General features: G+C 41.7%; 30 protein-coding genes and 1 pseudogene. 3 read left to right on the forward strand and 28 right to left on the reverse strand.

Annotation, left to right across the window (positions count from 1 at the left end; all coding sequences use genetic code 11):
* Window positions 1-172: 172 nt before the first annotated feature.
* The 19 genes from F0261_RS02045 to F0261_RS02135 form a co-directional block, all read right to left on the reverse strand.
* A complete protein-coding gene (locus tag F0261_RS02045) occupies window positions 173-892 on the reverse strand; it encodes a DUF4328 domain-containing protein (protein WP_171337091.1) in 720 nt (239 codons plus the stop codon).
* A 94-nt stretch (window positions 893-986) separates the two neighbouring features.
* On the reverse strand, window positions 987-2,033 hold the full coding sequence (locus F0261_RS02050; protein ID WP_171337092.1) for a DUF2157 domain-containing protein: 1,047 nt from the start codon (window positions 2,031-2,033) through the stop codon (window positions 987-989).
* A gap of 78 nt (window positions 2,034-2,111) precedes the next feature.
* Window positions 2,112-2,657 (reverse strand): hypothetical protein, encoded by a 546-nt coding sequence (locus F0261_RS02055; protein ID WP_171337093.1) that lies wholly within the window; start codon window positions 2,655-2,657, stop codon window positions 2,112-2,114.
* Window positions 2,658-2,703: 46 nt separating this feature from the next.
* Window positions 2,704-2,961, reverse strand: a complete 258-nt coding sequence (locus tag F0261_RS02060; RefSeq protein ID WP_171337094.1) for a hypothetical protein — start codon at window positions 2,959-2,961, stop codon at window positions 2,704-2,706.
* A 21-nt stretch (window positions 2,962-2,982) separates the two neighbouring features.
* Window positions 2,983-3,207 (reverse strand): hypothetical protein, encoded by a 225-nt coding sequence (locus tag F0261_RS02065; RefSeq protein ID WP_014976508.1) that lies wholly within the window; start codon window positions 3,205-3,207, stop codon window positions 2,983-2,985.
* A 14-nt stretch (window positions 3,208-3,221) separates the two neighbouring features.
* The gene (locus F0261_RS02070) at window positions 3,222-3,626 is read right to left on the reverse strand and encodes an MAPEG family protein (protein WP_171337095.1); all 405 of its coding nucleotides are present in this window, start codon (window positions 3,624-3,626) and stop codon (window positions 3,222-3,224) included.
* Window positions 3,627-3,650: 24 nt separating this feature from the next.
* Complete coding sequence (locus F0261_RS02075; RefSeq protein ID WP_171337096.1) at window positions 3,651-4,592, reverse strand: hypothetical protein; 942 nt, start codon at window positions 4,590-4,592, stop codon at window positions 3,651-3,653.
* A gap of 55 nt (window positions 4,593-4,647) precedes the next feature.
* Complete coding sequence (locus F0261_RS02080) at window positions 4,648-4,929, reverse strand: hypothetical protein (RefSeq protein ID WP_171337097.1); 282 nt, start codon at window positions 4,927-4,929, stop codon at window positions 4,648-4,650.
* A gap of 126 nt (window positions 4,930-5,055) precedes the next feature.
* Window positions 5,056-5,463 (reverse strand): DUF6419 family natural product biosynthesis protein, encoded by a 408-nt coding sequence (locus F0261_RS02085; protein WP_171337098.1) that lies wholly within the window; start codon window positions 5,461-5,463, stop codon window positions 5,056-5,058.
* 88 nt (window positions 5,464-5,551) lie between these two features.
* Complete coding sequence (locus tag F0261_RS02090; protein WP_171337099.1) at window positions 5,552-6,583, reverse strand: serine hydrolase; 1,032 nt, start codon at window positions 6,581-6,583, stop codon at window positions 5,552-5,554.
* A gap of 98 nt (window positions 6,584-6,681) precedes the next feature.
* Window positions 6,682-7,140: a hypothetical protein gene (locus F0261_RS02095; protein WP_171337100.1), complete on the reverse strand. Its 459-nt coding sequence runs from the start codon at window positions 7,138-7,140 to the stop codon at window positions 6,682-6,684.
* A gap of 262 nt (window positions 7,141-7,402) precedes the next feature.
* On the reverse strand, window positions 7,403-7,870 hold the full coding sequence (locus F0261_RS02100) for a nuclear transport factor 2 family protein (RefSeq protein WP_171337101.1): 468 nt from the start codon (window positions 7,868-7,870) through the stop codon (window positions 7,403-7,405).
* Window positions 7,871-8,008: 138 nt separating this feature from the next.
* The gene (locus F0261_RS02105) at window positions 8,009-8,428 is read right to left on the reverse strand and encodes a hypothetical protein (RefSeq protein WP_253819164.1); all 420 of its coding nucleotides are present in this window, start codon (window positions 8,426-8,428) and stop codon (window positions 8,009-8,011) included.
* Between the two features lie 27 nt (window positions 8,429-8,455).
* Window positions 8,456-8,779, reverse strand: coding sequence for a hypothetical protein (locus tag F0261_RS02110; protein WP_014949402.1), 324 nt, complete (start codon window positions 8,777-8,779; stop codon window positions 8,456-8,458).
* A 150-nt stretch (window positions 8,780-8,929) separates the two neighbouring features.
* Entirely contained in the window at window positions 8,930-9,424 is a 495-nt protein-coding gene (locus F0261_RS02115; RefSeq protein ID WP_171337102.1) for an AAA family ATPase, read from the reverse strand.
* A 159-nt stretch (window positions 9,425-9,583) separates the two neighbouring features.
* Window positions 9,584-10,438 (reverse strand): DUF1444 family protein, encoded by an 855-nt coding sequence (locus F0261_RS02120; protein ID WP_253819165.1) that lies wholly within the window; start codon window positions 10,436-10,438, stop codon window positions 9,584-9,586.
* A 172-nt stretch (window positions 10,439-10,610) separates the two neighbouring features.
* The gene (locus F0261_RS02125) at window positions 10,611-11,339 is read right to left on the reverse strand and encodes a trypsin-like serine protease (RefSeq protein WP_014949399.1); all 729 of its coding nucleotides are present in this window, start codon (window positions 11,337-11,339) and stop codon (window positions 10,611-10,613) included.
* A 193-nt stretch (window positions 11,340-11,532) separates the two neighbouring features.
* Complete coding sequence (locus F0261_RS02130) at window positions 11,533-11,943, reverse strand: hypothetical protein (protein WP_014949398.1); 411 nt, start codon at window positions 11,941-11,943, stop codon at window positions 11,533-11,535.
* A gap of 19 nt (window positions 11,944-11,962) precedes the next feature.
* Entirely contained in the window at window positions 11,963-13,444 is a 1,482-nt protein-coding gene (locus F0261_RS02135) for an amidohydrolase family protein (protein WP_171337103.1), read from the reverse strand.
* Between the two features lie 152 nt (window positions 13,445-13,596).
* On the opposite strand from F0261_RS02135, the pseudogene F0261_RS19840 reads away from it, so the two are divergent.
* Window positions 13,597-13,719, forward strand: a pseudogene (locus F0261_RS19840) (IS110 family transposase); the annotation flags it as partial.
* Between the two features lie 54 nt (window positions 13,720-13,773).
* Here the strand turns inward: F0261_RS19840 and F0261_RS02140 are convergent.
* The 3 genes from F0261_RS02140 to F0261_RS02150 form a co-directional block, all read right to left on the reverse strand.
* On the reverse strand, window positions 13,774-14,223 hold the full coding sequence (locus F0261_RS02140; RefSeq protein ID WP_171337104.1) for an acyltransferase: 450 nt from the start codon (window positions 14,221-14,223) through the stop codon (window positions 13,774-13,776).
* 44 nt (window positions 14,224-14,267) lie between these two features.
* Window positions 14,268-14,735 carry a hypothetical protein gene (locus tag F0261_RS02145; protein WP_171337105.1) on the reverse strand — a complete coding sequence of 156 codons (468 nt, stop codon included), beginning with the start codon at window positions 14,733-14,735 and terminating at the stop codon, window positions 14,268-14,270.
* A 66-nt stretch (window positions 14,736-14,801) separates the two neighbouring features.
* Entirely contained in the window at window positions 14,802-15,089 is a 288-nt protein-coding gene (locus F0261_RS02150) for a hypothetical protein (RefSeq protein WP_171337106.1), read from the reverse strand.
* Window positions 15,090-15,867: 778 nt separating this feature from the next.
* On the opposite strand from F0261_RS02150, the gene F0261_RS02155 reads away from it, so the two are divergent.
* Window positions 15,868-17,289 (forward strand): DNA cytosine methyltransferase, encoded by a 1,422-nt coding sequence (locus F0261_RS02155; protein WP_171337107.1) that lies wholly within the window; start codon window positions 15,868-15,870, stop codon window positions 17,287-17,289.
* Window positions 17,290-17,304: 15 nt separating this feature from the next.
* Here F0261_RS02155 and F0261_RS02160 read toward each other — a convergent pair whose 3' ends face one another.
* The 3 genes from F0261_RS02160 to pnp form a co-directional block, all read right to left on the reverse strand.
* Window positions 17,305-18,198 carry a SinI family restriction endonuclease gene (locus F0261_RS02160; RefSeq protein WP_171337108.1) on the reverse strand — a complete coding sequence of 298 codons (894 nt, stop codon included), beginning with the start codon at window positions 18,196-18,198 and terminating at the stop codon, window positions 17,305-17,307.
* A gap of 125 nt (window positions 18,199-18,323) precedes the next feature.
* Window positions 18,324-18,617, reverse strand: coding sequence for a DUF1244 domain-containing protein (locus tag F0261_RS02165; protein ID WP_049587806.1), 294 nt, complete (start codon window positions 18,615-18,617; stop codon window positions 18,324-18,326).
* A 174-nt stretch (window positions 18,618-18,791) separates the two neighbouring features.
* Window positions 18,792-20,903 (reverse strand): polyribonucleotide nucleotidyltransferase, encoded by a 2,112-nt coding sequence (gene pnp / locus F0261_RS02170; protein WP_171337109.1) that lies wholly within the window; start codon window positions 20,901-20,903, stop codon window positions 18,792-18,794.
* 339 nt (window positions 20,904-21,242) lie between these two features.
* Between pnp and F0261_RS02175 the strand changes: the two genes are divergently transcribed.
* The gene (locus tag F0261_RS02175) at window positions 21,243-21,797 is read left to right on the forward strand and encodes an HNH endonuclease (RefSeq protein WP_014949384.1); all 555 of its coding nucleotides are present in this window, start codon (window positions 21,243-21,245) and stop codon (window positions 21,795-21,797) included.
* Window positions 21,798-21,800: 3 nt separating this feature from the next.
* On the opposite strand, the gene F0261_RS02180 is transcribed toward F0261_RS02175, so the two are convergent.
* The 3 genes from F0261_RS02180 to proB form a co-directional block, all read right to left on the reverse strand.
* Window positions 21,801-22,751 carry a mechanosensitive ion channel family protein gene (locus tag F0261_RS02180; protein ID WP_171337110.1) on the reverse strand — a complete coding sequence of 317 codons (951 nt, stop codon included), beginning with the start codon at window positions 22,749-22,751 and terminating at the stop codon, window positions 21,801-21,803.
* A gap of 130 nt (window positions 22,752-22,881) precedes the next feature.
* Window positions 22,882-24,129, reverse strand: a complete 1,248-nt coding sequence (locus F0261_RS02185; protein WP_039229394.1) for a glutamate-5-semialdehyde dehydrogenase — start codon at window positions 24,127-24,129, stop codon at window positions 22,882-22,884.
* The gene (gene proB / locus F0261_RS02190) at window positions 24,126-25,235 is read right to left on the reverse strand and encodes a glutamate 5-kinase (RefSeq protein ID WP_014949381.1); all 1,110 of its coding nucleotides are present in this window, start codon (window positions 25,233-25,235) and stop codon (window positions 24,126-24,128) included. The genes F0261_RS02185 and proB overlap by 4 nt, the downstream gene beginning before the upstream one ends.
* Window positions 25,236-25,239: the final 4 nt, after the last annotated feature.

The raw sequence follows: 25,239 nt of genomic DNA on the forward strand, positions 1-25,239 counted from the left end.
ACGAAGATGTGTACGTGAGCCAGCGTCATCCTGACCTTTTGTTATACTTAAGTATAACGATACTGTCGCGCAACTTAATTTTTACTTAATGTTTACATATGGAGTAAGACTTTAGTCTTATAAAGACAGTTGCTCTACCTTTGTGGCAGAGCAACAAGCGAAATGGATACTACTATTTTGCGGGTTGTAAATCAGAACCTTCTGCGGTTTCTGCTTTTTCCACGTCACCTTCAAGCTGTGCTTTTTGCATGTTAGAGATGTTGTTAATCAATAACCAAGTAACTATGACTAGTGAAATGGATAGGACCTCAAAAACCTGCGAAACCAGATTAACATTCATTATTTCGGAGATTTCTTGTGCCCTTCTGGACATACGAAAAACGACCTGTCCAACCACACTGTTGGCGATCCAGAAAAACCACCATATGCCTAAAATAGGGCCTGCTTTTTCTAACTGCCAATTGTTAGGGTTTTGGCTGGCTTGCCAAATCTCTTTCATCGCTTGATAAGGTTTCCATAACGACACAATAGGAATGAAATAGAAACCTATCGACCAAGCAGGTGTAAACGTCATATCTTTAGCGCCTAAATAACGCGCATTTTGGTTTGACTGATAAATCCATTTAAGAATTAAGATGCCGGAAATGATAAACACCGCCAAATACGAAAAAGCAATTATCTGCTGCCTTTTGTCATTGGATTCAGCGTCTGCAACGGCCATTTCTTGATTGAAATAAACGCCATTTTGAAAATCTGTTAAAAGTTGATACTCCATTAAGTTGGAACCAATGGCTATGAGCGCTAAAGCCACCTGTACGTACAATAAATACTTTATCCACGTAGTGAGGCGACCAGGCTCCTTAAATTCTACGTTATTTTCCGACATCTCCATTTACCTCTTTCCCCTTACTACTGCGTAAGCGTTATCTTTTGTTAATTGTTATTTGTATTGAGTTAGTTACTGGTTTATTTACTGCCTAGGTGAACTAAGCTTTATTAGCTAATAGTTCCTGTAGCGCTTTCGGCAGTATCGCTTGCGCACTCTTTGTTATGCGAGCCTCATTCTTTTGCCACCAAATTCCCGAATATACGACGCCTAAACCGATCGCTGATAGCGCTACAGGGAAAAGCCAACTATCTTCAAAAACGGTAGAAGCAAGATGACCAAAATATAAACAGCATCCCAAAGCACCAAATATGACAAATACACGTCGAACCAACAGAGCACCAGCGCCAATCATGGCAAGGTTTATACAGAAATAGATAAACTTAGACAGTTCGCTGTCTGAATCTTGGCTGGTAAGGCCGCCCCAAAACGCTAAAACGCCGAAAAGATAAAGCCAAAACGCGTAATCTGCTGTGTTCCGTGCTCTTATGTCCACCCAGAACGCCAATAGCGTCATCAACGCGCCAAAGTACATCGACACAAGTGCTCGGAATTGCCACGTGTAGCTGTTCCATAAGTCCTCATGGTCAATAATGAGCATCACAGCGTCCATACTGATATACCAGAGCGTTACCGCAATCGGCATTATTAAGAACGGGTATTTATATCGCCATGCTACGATAAGTCCAGTTACTAGCGTTCCAAGTTCCATATATAACCATAGCCATTTAATGCGGTGGTGAAACTGGCGAAAAACCGTATTGTCGTCGGGCCATAGCCCTAGCCATTGCTGCGCACCGTAGATAGCAATTGGCGTTAAACAAACTACGAACGTGGCACAGATCCCTGCTGGTATTATTAAATGCTTACGCGCAAAGGAATTGGCAAGCTTTAAGCCCACGCCAGCATAAAGCATAGAGATAAATACGATGCAGGCACCACCAAATTGCTCCCAACCTAAATTCATAAATAGAGTCATGGCGCCAATTGCAATAAGGCCACCTAAGTAGTACAGAATATGCGTGAAGGTGAAAGAGGGAGTATGCTGATTTTCTTCTTGGAAGAAATTGTACAGAGCAATGCCCTGTTGCTCGGAGATGATATTGTTAGCTACTGCTTTTTGAATACTGGCTTTAGATACTTCCATGTACTTCTCTAAATAAGCTTGAAGAGCTGAAGATTATTACTTTACTTTGTTATGGGTAAAAAGCCAGCCTAATAGAAGTTACTCGCTTCCTTTCTCGATATCTAATTCCGCTCTATCGATTAGCGTAAAATAGTCTTCATCAGCGTAAAGCTTTAAAAAGATAGACATAGTGATGCTTGTCATTTCATTTGCCGCCTCTTTAAACCCAGTATTGACGTGAAGTTCAAAGCCCGTTGGCGATGCAGAACCCATGAACTCTTGAAGTTCAGTGAATTCTTTTATTGCGTCGGCACTTAACCCTAAAATGTACTCAGTTCGCACTGGCGTTTTACTCAGCCATCCTGACTCGGCCGGCAGTGTTTTTTCTGAAATAACCTCAAGATTATACTTAAAACTTCTTTCTTGCTCTGAGGAGCTAACACCCAAGGTAAGCCAGGTGCTTTCTGGTTTTATTTCGGCAGGCTTGTCTAAGTGAATCTTCGTAAGTAAATGATTGGGGTCGAGTTCAACAAATTTCTCCTCATCAAATGAGCGAAACTCAAGCACTGTTGCAATAGGTATATTGGCACAACTAACTACAAGCAAAGTTAATGAAACAACAAATAATTTTTTGATACTTAACAACAGCGGCTTCCCTTCATTGGTTATTACAAGACATGTTCTAGCAATTCTATACAGTTTTCGTCGTTTCTTTTGCAAAAGCTTTTTCAGATTTGTTCCACGTTAAGTGGCCAAAAGCGATACCCGCAATGGGAAAGATGATCATCGCAATGGCGAGTCTTCCCCAGATATTTTCGGAAGGCTCGATAAACGCCATAAATAATGACCATAATAAACCGGTAGAGACTCCCCAGCCTAAAACGCCGTAAACTAGAACGAAGCGCTGTTTTCCTTTTTCTCTTATTCTCGCCCACTTTTCTAATTTCATCGCAGATATCCTTTTTCAATACTAAGCAATCATTGCAAGACAGACAAAAACCACCACAAAGCTTATAAAACCAACAGCAACGGTCCTTCCCTCATCACGACCTGCTCTTGGATATTTTCCGAAGGTAAGCAATTTAAGCACCACATGGCCCGTGCCCTTCAAAACGAATTCCATAATAGCGTCTATGATAATCCACTTTATTACTCGAAGCATAAAGCGGCCCAGCGGTTCAAAAACTTCTTCCATAACCCTTACGCTCTTTAACCTAAAACCTGTTCTATAAAAAGCAACAACCACATTGCAAGAACGGCAACGAAGTTGATAGTAAACACCAAACCACGCAATCTAATATTGTCAGTAAATATTTGTACAAGACTATGCAGCACCCTGCCAATAGCAAATACCCACGCAAGGAAGACTTGTGAATTGCAGATTGGCTCACCTAAGGCAATTAGCAAGGCGCAAACAGCGTGAAAAAATAACGGCCACTCAAACTGATTGCTCAGATTCGCACTTACTTTAGGCTGTATATCAGCAAACGGGTTTGAACCATCTTTGTTTTTCCCTACTCCCCATACCGAAGGCGCGCGAGCTAGCGTGAGAAATACGTAGAGCAATGCACAAAGAAGAATGTGCATAAACATAAGGGTTATTAAATTAGACATCTTGGTTTAATTATCTCGTTGTTATCAAATTTCGTTAGCTATCAACGCTTGCTCGTTGGGGTAATCAACAATGAGTCTTAGGTACAGAAGCGCTGAACCTCCTAACGCGCCATCAATGCGCCTATCCATCATCGAAGACATAAATTGGTGGAAACTACTGTCTGCTCTTCTTGTGAACCAAACTGGGCCAACGGTTTTATTTCCAATTCTTACATGAGGAACACGAATCATGGGTTGATGAGAAAAATTACATGCATCCTCAATCACTAACCATTCCGGGTTAGACTTCACCCATTCATCGAATATTGAAGCGACAATGAAAGAAGTCGCAACTTGACCACCTTCTAGCCCTCCTTTTTCCATCGCCTCTGTCGATGGCCATGCCGAAGCACCTGAATCTAATAACATTGGAATCTGTCTGTCATTAACTGAGATATCGATACTTGGAAAAGCCATTGTATAACCACCATCCAGGCCTTTTTGAAATCCCAAAGGAACCGTCGAAAACTCAGTTGATGTCGGAGTTTCATCTAGCACTTCTACTTTTTTCTCAGGGTAATTAAAATCAATTACTTTTTCAGCATGCCAACGTCCGCCTAGCGTTCCGTCGCTTTTCTTAGTCGAACTAAATTCTTCGGATGGTACTACTTGTAATTTTCCAGCCCACCAATTATTCAATCCCGCCATGGGGATTGACGCTTCTGGATCAAACTGAGGCATATCAGTAACATCGATCACCCCATTTTCAGATTCTTTTTGACTTATCTCCCAACCATATTTTTCGCTGAGCTCTCGTGAGATCGCATTCCAACCACCACCAGTATCAGTAAAAAATGTCAGGGTAGTTCCGTCCGCGAGCTTTGGTTTTAGGTAAATTAAGTTATTCTTAAATTCACTGGGTAACTCTTCAGAAAGACAGATAAAAGGGATTGAAAAGATTAAAAGCGATACTAAATGCTTCTTCATTGGCCTTCCTTTGGCGTTGTTTTTTTATTTTTCCTGGGCAAAAAAGTAAATTCTTCTAGAACAACATTATGTCTTTGAACGCAATATTTAACATCAATAAAACAACCGAAGCGGTTCCTAAAGCTTTTTGCATATTAAGTAATTTGGCATTGGGTTGGCGTTTAGGCATTAAAAACTGTTTTATGTTTAGTTGCGTTACCAAAAACAGCACCGATGCAAGAAGCATTGAAATGAATAGCAATGGCTGACTGCTTTGAAGCGTGGAATAAGCGAAAAAAAGAGGAATGACAGTAAATAGCGATAATACAATTCTGGCGGGAAGTTCATACCTGACCATAAATAACATCCTTGCTTTTGTAGGCGTCGAGTTTTTAAACTCTAGCGGTTGAAACAAAACGGGGCAACGTTTTTTTAATCCCTTTAATTATCCACTCTAACATCTGAATATTTGAATACTCAAACGTCAATCAACGCAACTATCATATCTTTGAACACCTTTCGGCAGACCAAGTGCTACACCGGTGAAAGAGAAAATAAAGATAATCGATATTACAGTTAATCCGGCAAAACTAGACTCGTTTATGTTGGGGCTGACAACTATCGAAAAGGTGTTGATACAAAGCAAAAGCAAGCTTATTTTTGAATACCCTTTAAAGCCTAAAACTCCAGCGAGGATAAGCATTAAAAACGAGCCCGCAACTGCCGGAGTAAATGGCGCAGCGGCCAGTAGCAAACACAAAACCGATATAAGCACAGATAACATTAAGAAGAGTTTTTTCACGTTTTGCCCCTTTTTTTTGCCGAGCAGCTGAAGAGATAAAATAATCACTAAAAGCATAGAGTAAAAACGGCGAATTAATAAACTAAGCACATAATAAAAACCGTTCTGTTGCCACCCATTATTTTCTAACTTGTAATGATTGGCCTACACTGAAAAAGCGTTGAACCAAGCCTACCACCTACTCGTTTTCTGCTTTTCTTAGTATTTTAAAAATTCGGCTAATTGTGATTTCAGACAAGTTCCATTCGTAACCGTCAAAGTCAGTGGTATTGATAAATTGAACAACCACGGTATCGAGGTCTTTGTCATATTCTGCAAGGCTCTGGTAACCGATAACCAAGCCTCCATGCTCGAACACATAAGGGTAAAGTTCCGCTTCGCCTTCATTGAAAATAGCGCCGTTGTTTAGCGCTCGTAAGAACTTACCCACATCTTCTGCTGTCGCTAGCATACCGTAGTCGCGCGCTTTAACATCTTCCTTGTAACCAACGTAATAGCCGCTCATCACGTCGTCCATATTGACTTCGCTCAATGAAAAATAGGTGTTGTTCAATTCAAGCGGAAGTAAAATGTTTTGCTTAATGTACTCGTGGTGACTGTTCCCCAAAACCTTATCCATAATATTGCGAAGCAACAGATAGTTCGTGTTGGAATACTCATATCCATCACCGGGCTCAAAACTCGCCGGAAGATCTAGCGCAAAGTCGAGCGCTCGCTTGCCGTTTTCCGGTTCGTTTTCCCAGTAAGCAGCATTATCAGTAAAGTTAGGGATTCCTGACTTATGCTGCACCATCATTTTAAGCGTTATTTTTTCTGAATGCTCAATTCTGTCTTTGAGTTCGGGTAAATGATCAACGAGTAAATCGTCTAGGGATAGTCGCTGTTCTCGCGCCATTTTGGTGATAGCCACAGCAGTGTACAACTTACTGATACTGGCAATTTTAAATAAAGAGTCGGGGGCAGCGGGTATTTTGTTATCTCTGTCTTTCCAGCCTGCTGTGTAGAAAGCTGGAGGTTTTCCCGCCTCATCCACGTAAACAATTATGCCGTCAAAGCCATGGCTAATAGCCTCATCAACTTGTTCTTGTACTGTGTGTGGCAAAGGTAGGATCCAGGCTTTAACTAATATCCACGGAACGAAAAACAAGGAAACAATAGTACTGACTAGCAGAAGAAACCTGATGATGGTTGTTCTTCGGTTCTTCGTCATTTTACTCCGTCCTTAAAGCTCGGCCTAATATTCTGTAAAAATATGCTTGTCGGTGTCTTCATTTTGGCGTCGACGCGCGATTAGCTTTAACAACTTCGTTAGTCAAACAGCGCGAGGGAGTCTAGTTTAAAATGATAAACTGAAAAGGAATCCCCCTCTTCTTTTAGAGTGATCGTTAGTACTGCGTCGCCATTCTCATATACTGCTGGAACAGTATAGGTAACAAACGTTCCTGAGCCACCAGATGTTAGTGCTCTGGAAGTAACTGTATTGAATTGATATTCGCCAATTTCAACTAACGCCCCCATCTTTGATAGCGCCTTTATAAGCCTTTTAAGGTCATCTTCATTGATATTTTCTACTTCAGACGGAGTGAGGTAACTTTTAAAGATACCTAGCTCCCAAGAGGAGATGTCAGCAATTGCAGTATCCATGTAAGGAATTGCCGTTTTCTCGTATTCAGAAGATTTATAGCCCGACCAAACAGCAATAAGCACAAATAGACAGATAAGGATTAGAAGCGCTATTCCAAATCCTTTTAACAGCTTCTTAAACATACCGTTCCTTTAAAATGTAATAACCTACTTTCTAGCTAGAAAGCTCCCTGTTCTATCGCTGAGCTCTCAGGTAATCGTTTCGAGAAGCAATGGGAATGTTAGTTATAGGCATTAGACACCACACAATCCATACTAGCAGTACCTGAATAAGAATTATACATGTAAAATCAAACCGATAAGAAGCGTCAATGCCTGGCGCATTACCACGAAACTAAGCAACGATCGACATCTCATCCCAACGCAACTTATCAGAATGTGAAATTTACTCATGGTACTTTCGAATTACAGCAATCTTACCGTTCTCTATTTCTAATACTTCCATCATTACTTGACTGTATTCAATAGGTTGATTGTTTTGCGGGTGCACGCCCTTGGCATAATTCTTATATCTGATAGCAATAGCAGAATGATTAAATGTAAAAACATCTAACAACTCAGCACTATATTCTGTATGTGCGCCTAAATAGAATGTCATGCCCTCTCTCATTTGCTCCTTACCGTCAGGTAATCGCGTATCGTCTATCACCCATGGCAAATGTGAATGACCAACATCATCCGCGAGCAAATTTAAGTGATTTTCAAGCTCAACTTTTGTAGCGCCAGGGGCCTGAGTTGCAACCATTGTGTCGAAGTACTGTTGGGCAAGTTGCTTAAGATCTATTTTAATATCTTCAGCCGATACCGTAGCTGACACTAGAAGTGATAATGCAAGAAGTAGATTTTTTTTCACTAGAAACTCCGTTTCACTTATTTCATACATTTTATTTTTAATTAATGAGCTTTAGATGCGAAATTTTTAAACGCGCTATTCCATAGCTCGGAAAGTGCTTCAACCAATGAAAAACTTCACTCTTCACTAATGGGAACCTTACTCAAAAGCTACTGATTGTATTTTGGGCTCAACTTCCAATTTTGACTTTAGGAGGAGTACAAATTCATCAGTTTCCGATATGTGTGCTTTTCTAAGCAAGATTTCAATGAAAGACCTATGTTTATCAATTTGAATTAGCCATTTTTTCAGTTCTGATTTAGGACTATCATCCTCTTCGATAAAAACTGATGAGCCGACCAAGTATTTCTGTCCTTGAAACAAGACATTACAGTACCAACCCCAATCTTCCATAAAAGGCGCTGTTACACTGAACTCGCCATCGAATTGCTCTTTTAACCAAATAAGAAAAGATTCACCGTATATTGGATTTATCATATTTTCATGTTCTTTGGATAAATCGAACATGGCTGTTTTAAAACTAATTGCTACGTGCATTTGTGTCGTCTTTCCTGGCATGTATCAACCCATTACGGGAACATTCGCTTATCCGCGTGGCTTAACTTCAAAGTAGAACCCGTTGAAAGCAGTAGATGCGATAAAAAGTAAAACGATAATTTTTAGAACAAAACGGATATCATTTCGTTTTTTTACTAGCAGGTCACTACCCGCTTCTTCACAAGCTTTGCCAAAAATTACAGGCCAAAGCTCTCCAAACATACCACGATATAAATCCACAAATTCTGGCTCTCCCCAATGCTGCCAATGAAGTGGCGCCTCACTTTTCCATACATTAACGAAATCGGTAGCGCTTTTTAACAACGCCCAAATAGACAGGATAAAAAGACAAATGACCAGCGTTTGCAGCATGAGGATTCCTTGTAGCAGTTCCCTAAATAAGGGGGAATTGCACGTAAACTATACTTGGGAGCGTAGCGACCTGAGTCTATGTATTATTGTTTCAGAGTGCGCAAACAAGTAACTATAGTGACTTATTATCTTTCAAGTTCCAAACTTTGCCTAACATTGCTCAGTTGGGACATTTTGCGTAATCATCTTTTTATGACCGTGATAACCATCATAAAACTGCTTATGTGCCGCATAAGAAAATGTATCGTTTCTTTCTGTATATTGCCCAATCCAATCAATAAGCATTGCTAAGTTGTCATCTTGGGCTTGCTTTGTTTTGTATTTATGGGGCTCCCAAGGTCTCGCCTTTGCGTTTGAAATGCAGGATTCAATGGGTAAGTTCATAAATATAATTTCAGTAGACTGCTGTTCTACAGTTTTTAGTAAGTCTGTATAACAGCCTTCAATTACCCATTTGTCGTTGGAAGAAATAAACGTCTTTATCTCTTCTTCAGAGTCATCAATAGGCTTTCTCTCAGGAGGGCTAGTAGGTTTCCACGCTAATGTGTCTAGATCTAAATGAGCCAAACCTTGTGTTTTGCATAAGTGCTGTGCCAGCGTAGATTTTCCAGAACCAGAGTTTCCAAATATTAAAATTTTTGCCAATGTTCTATTCCTTAGACCAAATAACAGTAACTTCACCCAGCGTAGATTGTTTTATCGCATTTAACCTATTAACTGCTAAACGTAGATGATGACAAATCATAGGTAGCGTATCTTTATTAGTCGCATCTACAGAGATACCGCATCAGCTAGACGTTCCTATTACTTGTGAAATTCAGCCCATTTATTTTTTTCTCGCACAAATCCAATATCTGTCACAGCATGAGACCACTGACTTTCAAGGTTATGCACAATACCTCTCACTGTTTCAAGGCTCTCAGTATCTTCTGAACCCGTAACAATCAACACATCTCTGGATGGCACGTAGACTACTATATCTCCTTTCACCGGAAAGTTTTCTTTCGTCCATAGATCGTCATAAAGCAAAAAAGATGCTTCGTAAATTCCATCAGCTACAACCATCGAGACCGTCGACCGGTCACCCTGAATTTGTAATGACTCATTAGCATTCATCAAGTTAGCCATTGAAAGGTTTCTAAGTTCTCCCTCTTCTACTCCGAGAGCATTGATATCTTCCTTTGGCATGAATTTAATAGAAGAAGGCGTATCAATGGCATACAAAACATACAGGACGTCGTTTAATTTTTCATAATAGAAAGGTAGTTCCCCCTTGCTGCTATGATTCATTAATTTCGTTATTTGCTCCATATAGCCCCTGTCCTTGATAACGGGAAAGATATGCTCTTTTTCTATGTTGGATTTAACATCGCTACTGCTTTTGGTTAATGCATTGATGTAAGCGTTTATAATTGCGTCTAGTTCGCCTGGGCTTGAGCGGTAATTCATGTAGGCGTTATCGAGGTACGCGGTAGATGTTTCTCCGTTGCTGTAAGTCATTTCCACTTCCAAACGACCCTTTATATCTGCCCTTACGCCATCTTCTCTGATGTTCATTGCTTTAGCATAGCGCTGAGTAAACGCACTTTCATCTAAAACGATTTCAGCGAACGAACTACTAACAAAAAGCCATACAAAAGCTATGATTATTATTTTCATCGTTACTCACTTATTTCCCTATTTATCGTAAAACTTGCGACTTATTGATTTGGCCTACGCATGCATTGATTAAAGTTTTTAGTATAGCGAGAAAACAGCCTGAACAATCTTCTTGCGTTACGAAGTAAATGTATTCGCGCCCTACGAGCACACGAATAAATTAGCTTACTTTTTAATTACCAATAATATTCAGAATCCAATGGTAGTAATTTGATAATCTAGTCTGATAAGCAGTAGTACCATACAGTCCGCCTTTAAATTCAGAAATATCTCCAGTCGCAAATTGCCAACTCGATAACCCCACTAGATATGGTTCGCCATCTTGATAAATAATAGAAGCGCCTCCGCTATCTCCTGAGCCATGCATTCCTTCTAGGGGAAGCGCATTTTTAGGAGAATCAAATTTGAACGTTAGCCATTTACCATTTGCACTTTCTACGACATTTTGAAATTTGTTTGCCTGATTGAGCGACTTAGTTTCTACGTTCTCACCTGTTAACCCATTTCCAGTTGCGCCTTTACCAAAAACTGTTATGACACGCCCTTTCTCCGCAGCTTCTGAATAGACTGAAATGGGTATAATGTCTGAAACTGGACTGGATAGTTTTATTAACGCAATATCGCTGCTGGATTTCAAAACTTGCATTAGCGGAGCTAAATCACCGCTTAATTCATTGCCCCTTGGCTTTATGTAACCTGGATGAATATAAACCTTTTCTATTTCATAGTATTTAGAACCAACTTTTAAGTTGGTATTCGTATAATCGTAAAAGATACTATGTGCGACAGTAACAACCCACTGCTCTGCGATGAGAACTCCGTGGCCCTCACCCGGCATATCTACAACATATTCTGGCATTTTTTCAACACGATATTTTTCTGCAGAAACATCGTGTCTCATAACTACTGCATTACTTTCAAAACAACAGAGCGCCAAAAACACCCATATTAGCCTGCATTGGTGCAATAGGGATAAATTCAAAATTTGTTTTTCGTTAGTCAATGTTAAATATTACTGATCATTTTTACTGACCAGTCTCCCCACGCCTTTTGGGGGGCGATTTTTGATGTGTTTGTTAGGTGATTTAGTCATTTTATTGACTACCCTTGCCAAAGAACTTACCAATAGTACCCGCCAATATGCCTTTGTGTTTCTCTGGCGGTGTGCCACCCGTAGTTTCATGGGATATGCCGATAGCTACATAGCTGCACTTTTTAAAGTCCAATGTTTCGTCAGTTAAAACAGATTCGTCTAAGACGTAGGATATTCCAACGGGCAAGTTTTTGACATGAGGTTCGATTCTTGTGCCTTGCCATCTAGCCGCAACAACTACATAAGTAATATCTTTATTGCCTTCGATCCATTGAATAGGAGTTTTACACCTTCCTATCCAATAGTCAGGACGGTCACTGCCTGGAATTTCCCTTAATAACTCAAACACCAAAGGTACTTGATCATGTAGTTCCTCTGGAGCGTAATCTACGCTTGTGACGTGAAGTTCCATTTTAACCCTAACGCCGCATTCAGCGGCTCGTCCGCTGCAATGATTTGTTAGCTATAGTATCTGCAGCAAAATCTGATCGATTAAAAACTTCTCCATGTAGGATAATGTGGTGGATGTTGCTCCAAGCGTCCACGGTATTTAAAGGGTTTTGTTCTAGCAAAAGTAAATTTGCAACCTTACCAACTTCAACCGTTCCGTAATCTTCATCAATATTAAATTGTCGCGCATTGTTAATGGTCGCAGCTGAGAGTATTGCAGCTAAAGATACGCCAGCGTCTGCCATTGCTTTCATTTCAAGGAAAGTGGTTAAACCAGGTTGGTTGGAAAAACTGGGACTTCCCGGAAAATCAGAACCTAATAACAGCGGATAGTCTGCCTCGGTGAGGATTTTTAAAATTTTGTTACCTTTCCCCACCCTATCTTTCAAAAAGATTCGAGCAATAACCTCGTCGGGTAGTCCGTCAAATCCTGCGCGTAATTCTTCTTTAAACCATTGTGCTGAAGGTTGCTTATACCATTCAATTAATTCTTCGGGCGTTACCTTACTGTATTCAGAAACACCATGTGAGTTATGCAACATGAGTTCACCTAGTCCGGCAATTACCCTTTGGGTTGTCATGTACCCAGTGCTTTTGCTCATTAACTGGTTGAGCACGCCATGCATTGATTTGGACACTTCAGTTTCACGCGAAAACTCCCCCCAATTCCAGAGCCCGTGCGCAATTACATCCACCTCTGCATCAATGGCTCTTCGATACATATCCAATGCATTGGCATGCGCTACCAGAGGTAGTTTATGTTGTGATGCAGATTTTCGAATACGTTTCAGGGTATCGTCAGACAATAACGGCCAATGACTTTCATCGCCATAGCCATCTTCAAAGTATATTTTTATGCAAGATGCGCCGGATTCAGCAATACGTTTCCCAATTTGTTCAGGAGAGTTCTGTGCTGTCTCAGCAACGTCCTGTTCAACGATATAGGAAAACATGGATTTCGACAGCTCATCATTTTTCTCTACCAAAGGAAACGTTGAGCGTGAGGTAATGACTTCGCAACGATAGTAATCAGGATGTATTTCAGAAGCAGTAAATTTCTTCCATTCAAGCCCGGGGTTTGGGTCGACAACCTGTGTTATACCGTAGTACAAGAAGCTATAGGGTTGCTGTTTATAGTATTCTTCAGCAAGTGCTTCATTCTTTTGCGCCACAGGCTCCACGCCAAATCCCATGCCAGGAATAGATGAAACATGAACATGGCTATCCATTATTCCAGGAGCTAGGTATAAAGCAGTCCCGTCTATTACCTGTACATCAAATGTTTTTTCAATCTTAGATGACGATACTGTCTTTATCCGTCCATCAGAAATAAGAACATGCGCCTTTAGTAATGGCTCCTGAAGGTGCGATGATACGACGGTCACATTTTCAATCAGCACACTCTCTTTTGCAAAAGTAGGATAATGTAGAAACAGAATCGCAGTGAGCATATGTTTAAGCATAACTTTCCTTGTTGTTGTGATCTCGCTAGACACTATGACTCCCCGTATAAGTGCTAGCCCCCGCATTTTCGTGGGTTAACTTGTCAGCCACCGGAGCGCCGGCCGGAGTCCATTATTAGTTTGTTCAATACTAAATCAATTTGGAGGCTAGCATGAACAAACATAGCATGATTTTTATAGGGTTGGATACGCATAAAGAGTCTCACGAAGTTGCGTATTGTGAAGAGAAACGTGGAGCGACGCCCCTTCATTATGGCCGTATTCCCTCGTCTAAGGTCAGTGTAAAATACACAAATATGCCTGTCTTATTTAGTCTTTAGAAGCTTCCTTTATGCGTACAACTTTTCCAAAAAGTACGTTAAACCTAACGATACTAAAATAAACAACGAATTTATTAACGCACGAACAGGCCAACTTACATGGCCGTATGAGATCCCTGCCCCTTTAGAAACTACAACAATCAAACCCATTAATCCAAACCAAAGGGTGAAGAAAAAAATGGTTTTCAGCTTGACGATAGAGACCGCTAAATCGTGAAGCGCCCCGCTAACAAGAAATGTAAGAAAAGTGGCTAACGAAACAGGAAGAAAACTCGCAAGTGGACGCATGACATTGCGTGATAAATAGTAACCCCAGATCGGATTCCAATAGTGCCAAAAAACCGGAAAAGATGCGGCGCCGAAAGAGCGCGAAAGCATGTTTGTCATGGAGCCACTTGCCCCTAATGGAACCCCATTTCGCTTCTTAACATATTGTGCAAGTGAGAGTTTACTTTTCATGGTGATTCCGTATAGCCACGAATATGCCTGTCTTGTTTAGTATTTTATTTTGGAGTGTATGGTGGAAGAACTTCTCCACTTGTTAATACAACAACCCTATAAATTTTATCACTTTCAACTCCTCGCTCTGTTATATCGCTAGTCTTTGCAAGGCTAATTAAATAATACCAAACACTAGAATCAAATGAATAACCTAACCGTAATTCAAGTCCGATTAGTTGAAATGCGCCTTCAGATTTATAAAATTCCTTGGCTTTTAAAGCAGCATTTTCGATTGTAAGTTTAGGATTACCTTTACCATCCCAAGCTTTATAAAAATCAAACTGATTTCGCCACAAGGTGAAGTTGGCGGGCTTTCCTCTTGATTGAGTACCTATCAAGTAGAAATAATCCTCTCTTTGTTTACCATCACTACTCTCTTTTTGGATAACTATCAATTCATCCTTAGCATAAGCCGTTGAAGGAAGTGCAAGTAAAAACATAAAAGAGATTAGTGGTAGTAATTTATTCATTTAATTATCCTTAATTAGAGAGTTTATAAACATGCCTGTCTTTTTTAGTGCTTTGTTTAGTATTTTTTAACGGAGCTTAATCTCAAATATGATTTCGCTTTCTTTTTCTATAGAACCGTTTGGACCGAAAAGTATGCTGTAGTAACGCAAACGTTCATTTACCGCCTCTGCTATTAACACGCCTGTCAATGCAGGTTGAGGCCATATTGAATTGTGCGCGGAAATCATTTCGGACCACCTATTGGTTAACAGCTCTTTATAACCACCATTTTTCCAGTCACCTGGTATATCACTCCATTCTGCACAAGTAATTAGCACTTTTAGCGGTGCTGAAAGGCAACATAACTTTCTCATTTCGTGCTCAGCGTCGAGCGCAACATTTCCGATTCAATAAAAACCAGTGGAACATCTGTTCCATTTTTAGATTTTCGACAAAATGTATAGTCGATTTTAAAGAGTTCTTTTTTGTAGTTTAAGCCTATTTCACGACAAACTGGCTCTAAGATAGTATGCTCATATAGGCGAGTACGATTCTTCGATGTCTTCCAAGCCTCATTGAATTGAGAAACAGGTAAAGCTTCTAAATTCTTAACGAAAGAGGACCTAAACTCATCCCAAAGTAAGTGCAATGCCATTTAAACCCCTATTGTAGTTTTTAAAAGTTCGTTAACTTCTATAGGTCGATTCTTTGAAAAAGTGCGAAAGTGACTGTCTTGTTTAGTCCATGCCTGTCTTGTTTAGTGTACCATTTTTCCAGTCACCTGGTATATCACTCCATTCTGCACAAGTAATTAGCACTTTTCGCGGTGCTGAATGCCTACGCAAACATGCCTGTCTTGTTTAGTTCATCTTTTTCTGACCATGATGGGCTTTCGAAAAACTGTTTATGAGCCGCATAAGAAAATGTATCGTTTCTTTCCGAATATTGCCCAATCTAATCAATAAGCATTGCTAAGTTTTCATCTTGGGCTTGCTTAATCTAGTATTTATGGACCTCCTAAGATCTCGCCTTTGCGTTTGGTATGGAGCGCAGCTGAAAACCAGTCAGTCAACTTACGCTTGTTATGGCTTGACATGTGTTTTTATACAGCTATATTGGTACTTATCTAAGGTTTCGTAAAGGAAACACTAAATGGGTACCGAAATTACGATAAAAGAAGCTGCTAAACAACTAAATATCAGTGAGCAGCGCATCCGAACTCTATGTAGAAACAACGAATTAAGTGCACGAAAAATAGGCAGCTCGTGGGTTATAAATAGCGAAAGCTTACAATCATATGGATTAAAAACTTCTCACAAAGTGGCGGAGGATCATCCAGCCTATTATGTCAACAAAAAGCGACCTGTTGCCCTTAGCTTTTTTTCAGGTGCTATGGGTCTAGATTTAGGTATTGAGAAGGCTGGCTTTGAAATCAGGCTTGCGTGCGAAGTTGATAAATACTGCAGACAAACTATAGCTCTCAACAAACCTAACGCAGCCTTGCTATCTGACATAAACAATTATAATGCGAACGATATCCGCGAGTCAGCAGACTTATCAGAAAAAGATGATATAGACTTGATTGTCGGTGGCCCACCTTGCCAAGCATTTAGTACCGCAGGTAAAAGACAAGGCTTCAATGATGATAGGGGAAACGTATTTATAAAATATTTAGATCTTTGCCTAGATCTGAAACCAAAGTATTTTGTTATTGAAAACGTTCGGGGCTTATTGTCGTGCCCAATGGATCACAGACCACATGATAAAAGAGGTGAAGGATATCCAGACCTCAGCGAAGACGAGCTCAAAGGCGGTGCTTTAAATTTCATAATAAACCGGCTGAATAATTCAGGTTACGGGTTCTCATTCAATTTATATAACTCAGCTAACTTTGGAACACCGCAAAATAGAGAAAGAGTGATAATCGTTTGTTCTCGAGACGGAAAAAAACCTCCTTACCTAGTTCCCACCTACTCTGAGAATGGAGAACACGGATTGCCGAAATGGAAGACGTTAAAGTCATGCCTATCTAATATCCCAGAGCACGATCATTTGAACTTCCCAGAAAAAAGGCTTCAGTATTATCGGTTGCTAAAACCCGGGCAGAATTGGAGAAATTTACCAGACGATTTGCAAAAAGAAGCTATGGGAAAATCTTATTATTCTGGAGGTGGGAAGACAGGTTTTCTTCGAAGATTAGCGTGGGATAAGCCTTCTCCGACGCTTGTCACTCACCCAGCAATGCCCGCAACGGATCTGGCCCATCCTGTAGAAAATAGACCATTATCCATTCAGGAATATAAAAGGATTCAAGAATTTCCTGACAATTGGGAGCTCGCGGGCCCACTTATTCAACGGTATAAGCAGGTTGGTAACGCAGTACCTATCAGCTTGGGTTACGCCGTAGGTCGTTTAGTAAAAGGCCTGTTAAGTGGCATTGATACCATCCAATTTAAGGGCTTTAAGTACTCTCGCTACAAACGCACGTCTGATATTGAGTGGACCTCAGACTTCGAAGACCTGTTAAAGCGCCACAACGGAAACGCATTTCAGAAAGAGATGGGGTTTGGTTAACCCCAGCTTCCCTCGTTAATTCCAAGGATTTTCAGGCTCTATAGCTAGACAAGCAGGGTTGTTTTCAAGGGTGGTTTGCACAAAGCTCACAAAAGACTCTTCTGAAAGAGAAGAGGTGCCGCAAATATCATTTAAGGCGCCCCACATATACTCAACCCTACGTGCCTTTATGCGAAACCATTTTTCAATCTGTGTCCCATTTCGAACAGCACTGCTTGAGCTGTTTTCAGAATTACTCCGATTTTTAATTTGGAGAAGCCTTCCATCCTCATTCACGAAATCAACAGATTTTACAGTTTCTCCCCATGCACAATGCCAACGAAAAGGCTCCAATTCATTTGCTAAGTACTCCTCTAAAATTAGACCTAGAATATTTTCAGCAGACATACCCAGCCTGTGGGCATAATTAATTCGGTGCAAATCATCTTGAGAGAGACCACTTAACCTAGCGCCAATAATTTTTTCAATAATTGGATCGGCAACTGTGCCAGGTGGATTTGAGAATCTTCGGCTCGCCCGCCCACTTTTTCCAGCTTGGTATTTCGAAATCCATTTGCGAATAACATCGTATTCATTGTCATTTTTACCACCAATATTTCCAGGTGCCCTTTCAACATCAGAGGCAATGGCGTTGAAAACAATAGATATACCCCCATACCACTCTATGCCTAAATCCGAGGCAGCCTGATTAGCAACCCTAATTGACTCTTCTTTACCTAGGCTTTCTAACGCTTTTTTTAACTTCAATTTAACTCTCCATTCTGAAATTCTTCGGAGCCCTAAAAGCTTACCCGTCCCCAAACCGTCATGCTTTACCACACCACTTTCGGGAACCTGTCCTTGTATTAAGAAATACGATACCCCACAACCAACAGAAAAATAAAGAAAAACCGCAATACCTTTTATCACTCATATATCAAATACAACGATTCTGCATGCAAATGCTTTCAATGTATTCCACCCCACCCAAAAACAAAAAAGCCAGCATAAGCTGGCTTTCAAAACACAAAGACAAGTTCCGTCCTATCTAAAAACTACTTCCCCTGCCTAGCAGCCAGTTTCTCCAACTGCTCGTCAGTAGCAGGAAGCTGGTGCTTCTCTTTCCACTCTGAATACGGCATTTTGTATATCACTTCGCGTGCGGCTTCGTAGTCGATATCAGCGCCCTGCTCGCTTGCAGCCGCCGAATACCATTTCGCCAAGCAGTTGCGGCAGAAATCCGCCAAAATCATTAGGTCAATGTTCTGAACATCTTTATTTGCGTCTAAGTGTTCTACTAAGCGGCGGAATACCGCTGCCTCTACTTCGGTTTGCGTTTGCTTATCCATTATCTAATACCTCTAAAAAAGCGCTTTTCGTTATGGCCTAAGTGTATGGCTTAAACGTGTGGGTTAAAGAGTAAAACCCAACCCGTTACGGCTTTTAAAACCCAAAACGAAAAAAGGGAGCCAAGCTCCCTTTTTACTTATATACAGCTAACTAGGTTTAAAACCTAATCGGCATTACTCTGCGTCGTCAGACTTAGGCGCAGGCTTTTCTAGAAGCTCTTTAATGCTTAAACGTACACGGTTTTGGCGATCGATTTCCATAACCTTAACGTCAACCATTTGGCCTTCTTCTAGGTAGTCAGTTACTTTGTTCACACGCTCGTGAGCGATTTGTGAAATGTGAACAAGACCTTCTTTACCTGGAAGTACTTCTACAAACGCACCGAAGTCTACAATACGTGTAATCTTACCGTTGTAAGTCTTACCAACTTCAATTTCAGCCGTTACTTGCTCAATCTTGCTAATAGCGATGTCTGCTTTCGCACGCTCTGTCGCGAAGATTTTGATAGTGCCGTCGTCTTCAATCTCGATGTTAGTGTCAGACTCTTCAGTAATTTGACGGATCATTGCGCCGCCTTTACCGATAACGTCACGGATCTTGTCTTGATCAATCTTCATGGTGTAAATGCGTGGAGCAAATTCACTTAGCTCTTCACGGTGACCGCCAATTGCTTCGTCCATTACGTTAAGAATGTGCAAACGTGCTTCTTTTGCTTGTTTAAGCGCAATTTGCATGATTTCTTTAGTAATACCTTCAATCTTAATGTCCATTTGAAGTGCAGTAATACCTTCGGTAGTACCCGCTACTTTAAAGTCCATGTCGCCAAGGTGATCTTCGTCACCAAGGATGTCTGAAAGTACAACAAAGTTGTCGTCACTCTTAACTAGGCCCATTGCGATACCCGCAACAGACGCTTTAATTGGAACACCTGCATCCATAAGCGCTAGTGAAGTACCACATACAGACGCCATTGAAGATGAACCGTTTGATTCTGTGATTTCAGAAACCACACGTACTACGTACGGGAATTCTTCTTCACTTGGCATTACGGCTTGAATACCACGCTTCGCTAGACGACCGTGACCAATTTCACGACGCTTAGGCGAACCAATCATACCGGTTTCACCAACACAGTATGGAGGGAAGTTGTAGTGAAGCATGAAACGGCTGTCGCGCTTACCTTGAAGCTCGTCAATCATCTGTGCGTCACGCTCTGTACCAAGCGTAGCAGCTACAAGTGCCTGCGTTTCACCACGAGTAAATAGTGCAGAACCGTGAGTACGAGGAAGAATACCTGTTGCTACGTCTAGTGCACGGATCATTGCTGGGTCACGGCCGTCGATACGTGGCGCGCCAGATAGAATGCGTGAACGTACAACGTCAGACTCAAGGTCGTGAAGAAGGTCTAGTACTTCTTTCTTGTCTTGTTCTTCGTCTTCAGCAAGGATAGCTTCAAGTGCTTTTTCAGTTGCTGCAGTTACTGCGTCTTTACGCTCTAACTTGTCAGAAATCTGGTAAGCCGCAGTCATTTCTGCTTCAGCTAGTGCTTTAACTTTGTCTTTAAGCGCAGTGTTTTCTGCTTCTGGTGCCCAGTCCCACTTCTCAGTGCCAACTTCAGCAGCAAATTCGTTAACTGCGTTAACTACAGTTTGCATTTGCTCGTGACCGAACATAACCGCACCTAGCATGGTGTCTTCAGAAAGCACGCTTGCTTCTGATTCAACCATAAGTACTGCGCCTTCAGTACCCGCAACAACAAGGTCAAGCTCGCTTTCAGATTGCTCTTCTGCGCGTGTATTTAGAATGTATTCACCGTTGCTAAAACCAACACGAGCCGCACCGATTGGGCCGTTGAAAGGAATACCAGAGATAGCAAGGGCTGCTGAAGTACCAATCATAGAGATGATGTCTGTAGGGATATCTGGGTTAGCAGACATTACAGTAACAACAACTTGTACTTCGTTTTTGAAACCTTCTGGGAATAATGGGCGGATTGGACGGTCGATAAGACGTGCAATCAGTGTTTCACCTTCAGATGGACGACCTTCACGCTTGAAGAAACCACCTGGGATTTTACCCGCAGCGTACGCTTTTTCTTGGTAGTTAACAGTAAGTGGGAAGAAGTCTTGATCTGCTTTGGCTTCTTTTTTACCAACTACTGTTACCAGTACAGACGTATCGTCCATGCTCGCAAGAACCGCAGCTGTTGCCTGACGAGCAATTACACCCGTCTCTAGAGTTACAGTATGCTGTCCATACTGAAATGATTTAGTAATAGGAGTCACTATTTGTCCTTTAATTTCAATCTTTATTTTATCGCTTTTAAACGCGGCGCATAGTATAGCCATGAAGTAGCGTTAATACCATGGTCAAATGCAGCCCCGCGCGGAATTTGTCGTGTTATTTGGTCATTAACCGCTACCACCTATAGCACCATGACTATATGAAATATCTGTGAAATTTCAATTATTGACTATATTTTCATCATATTGACACAAAACAGCGTATGCTAGAACAAAAAGCGAACAAAGTAAGAACTTAAATAAACATCACGTGCGACCAATGCGCAGAAGTGATTAACCACAACAAGAACGTCTAATATTAGTGTGCTAAAGGAGATAACCATGTTGGTACTTCGACTTAATAAAGCAGGCATGCCACAAGAGTGGATAGATGTTGAACAAGCCGCAAAGCTTTACAGTCAAGATAAGGTGCTATTTGAGCTAGGTAGCGATGCTATTACGCTTAAGGGAGGCTGGAATCACGAAGGGCTGCAAAGTCAGCTTACCCTGTCTAGTATTATCGCGTGCGACGGCAAGGTAACAGATTTATCTGGCAAAGTTGCCCTTACTAATCGCTATTTGTTTAGGCGCGATAGCTACCTGTGTATGTACTGCGGCAATAAATTTACGCCAAAGCAGCTTACCCGAGACCACATCATCCCACGCTCTCGCGGCGGAAAAGACAGTTGGACGAACGTTGCCACGGCTTGTCAGCGGTGTAATCACGCGAAAGGTGCGAAAACGCCAGAAGAAGCCAACATGCCTCTACTCGCGGTTCCGTTTAGGCCAAATGTGTACGAGCGTTTTTATTTAATGAACAGGCGAATTTTGGCTGACCAAATGGCCTTTTTACAAGGCCACTTTACCAGCCACCGAGAATGGACGTGCTTGGAATAAACGCTATAGCGCACCGCTAGTAGTTGTCTGTGCTTCAGGCATTGCTTTAGCTTGGCTTTGCACTGAAGAGGAATCGCTGTGCTGTGCGTGAAGCTGGCGTTGCTCTTCTTTTTGCGCTTTGAACCACAGACTTAACCAGTCTGAGCACATTTTGTGCTCTAGCTCGTGGGCTTCGGCTGTAGGGCAAAACAAGCTTACCTTTACCACCACTTTGGCAAGTTCATTGGTTTTTATCTCAACCTCTGGGTCGATGCGAATAAACTCTTGCTCTAGATGACGTTCAATTAGGCCTTTGTAGCGCTCTGCTACATCGCGAAAATATTCACAATGTGCCTGTGCCCTGGCATGAAACGCTGGAAGCAAACTATAGGCGTTCACAGAAGGCTCGTTCACTATTTCAAATGAATGCAAACGGTAGCGACGCATAAAGTTAAGATTTCGTACGGTTTGAGTCACAAGCTGACTGTTAGGCACGTACACGTGTTTACCCGTGTAGTTAAAGCTTTCAGGGTCTACTTCTAAAAGCGCTGTCTTTGCCCAGTCCATTTCTACCACTTCACCAATGATGTTGTTCATTTGGATCCAGTCGCCTACTCTGAACGGCCTTGCGCCCAGGTAGTAAATGAACCCCATAAAGCACTGAATAAACTCGCGGGTTGCCAACACAATGGCCACCATAAAGGCAGCAATGGAGATTGCCAGTGTTTGGATTTCAGAGCTCCATACCATCATTAACACAATAATGATAAAGGCATTACCCAGCTGCTCTAGGATATTGATTTGGTTTCGGCGGTCTTCGCCACGATGAGAACTAATACGCCTGATAAGGCGCAACACACCCTTTTTGATAAAGTGCAGTACAATTAAAAGTACTAGAGATGTCAGCAGTTTATAATCATTGGCAAAACTTATAAATTGATGCCATAACTGCGCGGGGTCTATCACAATCTCCATGTAAGCTCCGTCTGTACTCCGAGGGTAAATATTTGAATAGGCAAAAAAAAGCGCCGACGAATGTCAGCGCTTTTAATTATGAAGCATGTAAACTCGTGGCACAATGCCGACCAGTTAAAACATCTTTTTATTAGTCGCGAATTTGGCCTTCGCCATTCACTAAATATTTCTCTGAAGTCAGTGACTCCAAGCCCATCGGGCCATAAGCATGTAGCTTAGTGGTTGCAATACCAATTTCTGCACCTAAGCCAAGTTGACTGCCGTCAGAAAAACGTGAAGAGGCATTAACCATTACTACACTTGCATCAACTGCGCGTTGGAATAACTTGCCTTTTTCAGCATCTTCCGTGCAAATCACTTCAGTGTGGTTACTGCCAAATTGCGCAATGTGGTCAACCGCTGCTTCGAAATCGTCAACTACACGGATAGCGATTTCCAGACCAAGATACTCTTCACCATACGCGTCTTCAGAAATAACATCAGCACCATCAAAGTATTGGCTGCCTTTTTCGTTTACGTGAACCTTAACACCCTTTTCTTTGAATGCGTCGGCCACTTTAGGCAGAAAATCGCCCGCAACGGCTTGGTGTACAACTAAGCCTTCTAAGGCATTACACACGCCAGTACGCTGAGTTTTACCATTTAAAAGTAGCGCCATGGCTTTATCTAAATTGGCATCCTTGTCTACATAAAGGTGACACACACCTTTAAAGTGCTGGATTACCGGCACTTTAGCGTTGTCAGTCACGTAGTTGATTAGACCTTCACCACCACGTGGAATAATTACGTCAATGTAATCACGCTGCTCCATTAGCTCTTGCATTAATGCACGATCTGGATTCGGAACTACCGTTACCAGCGCTTTTGGTAAATTGTGCTTCTCCAGCACGTCTTGCATAAGTTCAGCAATGGCTAAACTCGTATCTAGTGCCTCTTTACCACCACGTAATATTACTGCGTTACCCGACTTAAAGCACAGCGCGCCTGCGTCGGCAGTAACATTAGGTCGTGCTTCATATATCATGCACACAACACCAAGCGGTATACGCATTTTCTTAATCTCAATACCGTTTGGACGTGTACCGATAACGCGCTCTTTACCCACAGGGTCGTCTAGTTCAACAATAACTTCGATGCCTTCAGCCATGGCTTCAATACGCTCATCGTTTAGGATTAAGCGGTCAACCATCGCTGCGTCTAAGTTATTCTCTTTGGCGCGCGCGACTTCCTTTTCGTTTACTTCAATAATTTTGCTTTTGTTTGCACGAATTGCCGCGGCCATATCAGTTAACACCGCGTTCTTCTGGCTTTCACTTAAAATAGCCAGTGTACGTGCAGCTTTTTTTGCCTGTTGTGCTAACTCTGTAATAATGCTCATTCTTTCTCCAGATTTGCTATGTGCTGATCAGAAATAATTGGCCCAGTCTTTTCCTCAAACTCATGGGCGAATTCTTCGTTTTCCTGATTCGCAATGAAATTCAATAAACAGCTACTGTAATTCGACTTTGCTTTTACCAGTTTAGTACCGTCTTCTTTACGTACTAAAATGGTGTCGCCTACCGAGAACTCACCTTTCACGTCAATAATTTCGCTACTTGTCAGTTGCTCTGCGTCGCCAGCTAAAGAGGCGTCAAAGTCCCCTTCTACTATCACCTCGCCCTGCGCGTTTGACGTATGGCGCATCCAATGCACATTCTCTTGCATTGGCTTGGCGTGAGGTTTGAAATGCGTGCCTGGGTTTTCACCTGCTAGCAGCATATTAAACGACAGTTCAGTAAAGCCGTTAATAATATATGTATCTATACCATGCGAAACGGCTTTTTCGGCCGCTTCAATTTTAGTGCGCATACCACCGGTGCCTACACCGCCTTTTACCGCACCGCCAGCCATGTCATAAATGCTTTGATCAATGGTATTAACTGATTTAAGCAATTGTGCGTCGTCGTGTTCATGCGGGTTTTTATCGTACAACCCATCAATGTCTGAACAGATGATAAGTGCATCTGCTTCAGCTGCCGACGCCACCATGGCCGATAAATTATCGTTATCACCTACTTTCAATTTGTCAGTGGTAACGGTGTCGTTTTCATTAACGATAGGCAGGATATTGTTGTCCAATAAACTGAATATCGTTTCACGGATACTTACGTAACGCTCTCTGTCTCGCAAATCAGCATGCGTTAAAAGCATCTGAGCAGACGGAAAATCAAACAGTCTGTCCCACGTGGCAATCATTTCGGTTTGACCCGCTGCTGCCATTGCTTTTTTAACTGCAATATCTGACTTTTCTTGCTCTGGAAACAGGTGCGCGCCCGCTGCGACAGAACCAGAAGACACGAGTACAACTTGTGTACCGTTGGCTCTGCATCGCACGATAAATTGCGCAATGCTCAAAAGGTAATGACTGCTACAACCTTGTTGGTTGGGCGATATCAATGCACTACCCACTTTGATGACTACGCGTTTCCAATTTGGATGACTCATAATA

Source organism: Alteromonas sp. 07-89-2 (assembly GCF_013113925.1).
Classification (GTDB): Bacteria; Pseudomonadota; Gammaproteobacteria; order Enterobacterales; family Alteromonadaceae; genus Alteromonas; species Alteromonas macleodii.

What these genes read in the sequence shown, in the direction of transcription:
- F0261_RS02135 (WP_171337103.1), bottom strand. Translation starts at nt 13,444, where the DNA reads ATGCTTAAACATATGCTCACTGCGATTCTGTTTCTACATTATCCTACT.
- F0261_RS02125 (WP_014949399.1), bottom strand. Translation starts at nt 11,339, where the DNA reads ATGAGACACGATGTTTCTGCAGAAAAATATCGTGTTGAAAAAATGCCA.
- F0261_RS02175 (WP_014949384.1), top strand. Translation starts at nt 21,243, where the DNA reads ATGTTGGTACTTCGACTTAATAAAGCAGGCATGCCACAAGAGTGGATA.
- F0261_RS02110 (WP_014949402.1), bottom strand. Translation starts at nt 8,779, where the DNA reads ATGCTGCAAACGCTGGTCATTTGTCTTTTTATCCTGTCTATTTGGGCG.
- proB (WP_014949381.1), bottom strand. Translation starts at nt 25,235, where the DNA reads ATGAGTCATCCAAATTGGAAACGCGTAGTCATCAAAGTGGGTAGTGCA.
- F0261_RS02145 (WP_171337105.1), bottom strand. Translation starts at nt 14,735, where the DNA reads ATGAATAAATTACTACCACTAATCTCTTTTATGTTTTTACTTGCACTT.
- F0261_RS02120 (WP_253819165.1), bottom strand. Translation starts at nt 10,438, where the DNA reads ATGAAAATAATAATCATAGCTTTTGTATGGCTTTTTGTTAGTAGTTCG.
- F0261_RS02180 (WP_171337110.1), bottom strand. Translation starts at nt 22,751, where the DNA reads ATGGAGATTGTGATAGACCCCGCGCAGTTATGGCATCAATTTATAAGT.
- F0261_RS02050 (WP_171337092.1), bottom strand. Translation starts at nt 2,033, where the DNA reads ATGGAAGTATCTAAAGCCAGTATTCAAAAAGCAGTAGCTAACAATATC.
- F0261_RS02075 (WP_171337096.1), bottom strand. Translation starts at nt 4,592, where the DNA reads ATGAAGAAGCATTTAGTATCGCTTTTAATCTTTTCAATCCCTTTTATC.
- F0261_RS02045 (WP_171337091.1), bottom strand. Translation starts at nt 892, where the DNA reads ATGGAGATGTCGGAAAATAACGTAGAATTTAAGGAGCCTGGTCGCCTC.
- F0261_RS02095 (WP_171337100.1), bottom strand. Translation starts at nt 7,140, where the DNA reads ATGTTTAAGAAGCTGTTAAAAGGATTTGGAATAGCGCTTCTAATCCTT.
- F0261_RS02185 (WP_039229394.1), bottom strand. Translation starts at nt 24,129, where the DNA reads ATGAGCATTATTACAGAGTTAGCACAACAGGCAAAAAAAGCTGCACGT.
- F0261_RS02090 (WP_171337099.1), bottom strand. Translation starts at nt 6,583, where the DNA reads ATGACGAAGAACCGAAGAACAACCATCATCAGGTTTCTTCTGCTAGTC.
- F0261_RS02140 (WP_171337104.1), bottom strand. Translation starts at nt 14,223, where the DNA reads ATGAAAAGTAAACTCTCACTTGCACAATATGTTAAGAAGCGAAATGGG.
- F0261_RS02130 (WP_014949398.1), bottom strand. Translation starts at nt 11,943, where the DNA reads ATGGAACTTCACGTCACAAGCGTAGATTACGCTCCAGAGGAACTACAT.
- F0261_RS02150 (WP_171337106.1), bottom strand. Translation starts at nt 15,089, where the DNA reads ATGAGAAAGTTATGTTGCCTTTCAGCACCGCTAAAAGTGCTAATTACT.
- F0261_RS02070 (WP_171337095.1), bottom strand. Translation starts at nt 3,626, where the DNA reads ATGTCTAATTTAATAACCCTTATGTTTATGCACATTCTTCTTTGTGCA.
- F0261_RS02155 (WP_171337107.1), top strand. Translation starts at nt 15,868, where the DNA reads ATGGGTACCGAAATTACGATAAAAGAAGCTGCTAAACAACTAAATATC.
- F0261_RS02065 (WP_014976508.1), bottom strand. Translation starts at nt 3,207, where the DNA reads ATGGAAGAAGTTTTTGAACCGCTGGGCCGCTTTATGCTTCGAGTAATA.
- F0261_RS02080 (WP_171337097.1), bottom strand. Translation starts at nt 4,929, where the DNA reads ATGGTCAGGTATGAACTTCCCGCCAGAATTGTATTATCGCTATTTACT.
- F0261_RS02165 (WP_049587806.1), bottom strand. Translation starts at nt 18,617, where the DNA reads ATGGATAAGCAAACGCAAACCGAAGTAGAGGCAGCGGTATTCCGCCGC.
- F0261_RS02105 (WP_253819164.1), bottom strand. Translation starts at nt 8,428, where the DNA reads ATGCCAGGAAAGACGACACAAATGCACGTAGCAATTAGTTTTAAAACA.
- F0261_RS02060 (WP_171337094.1), bottom strand. Translation starts at nt 2,961, where the DNA reads ATGAAATTAGAAAAGTGGGCGAGAATAAGAGAAAAAGGAAAACAGCGC.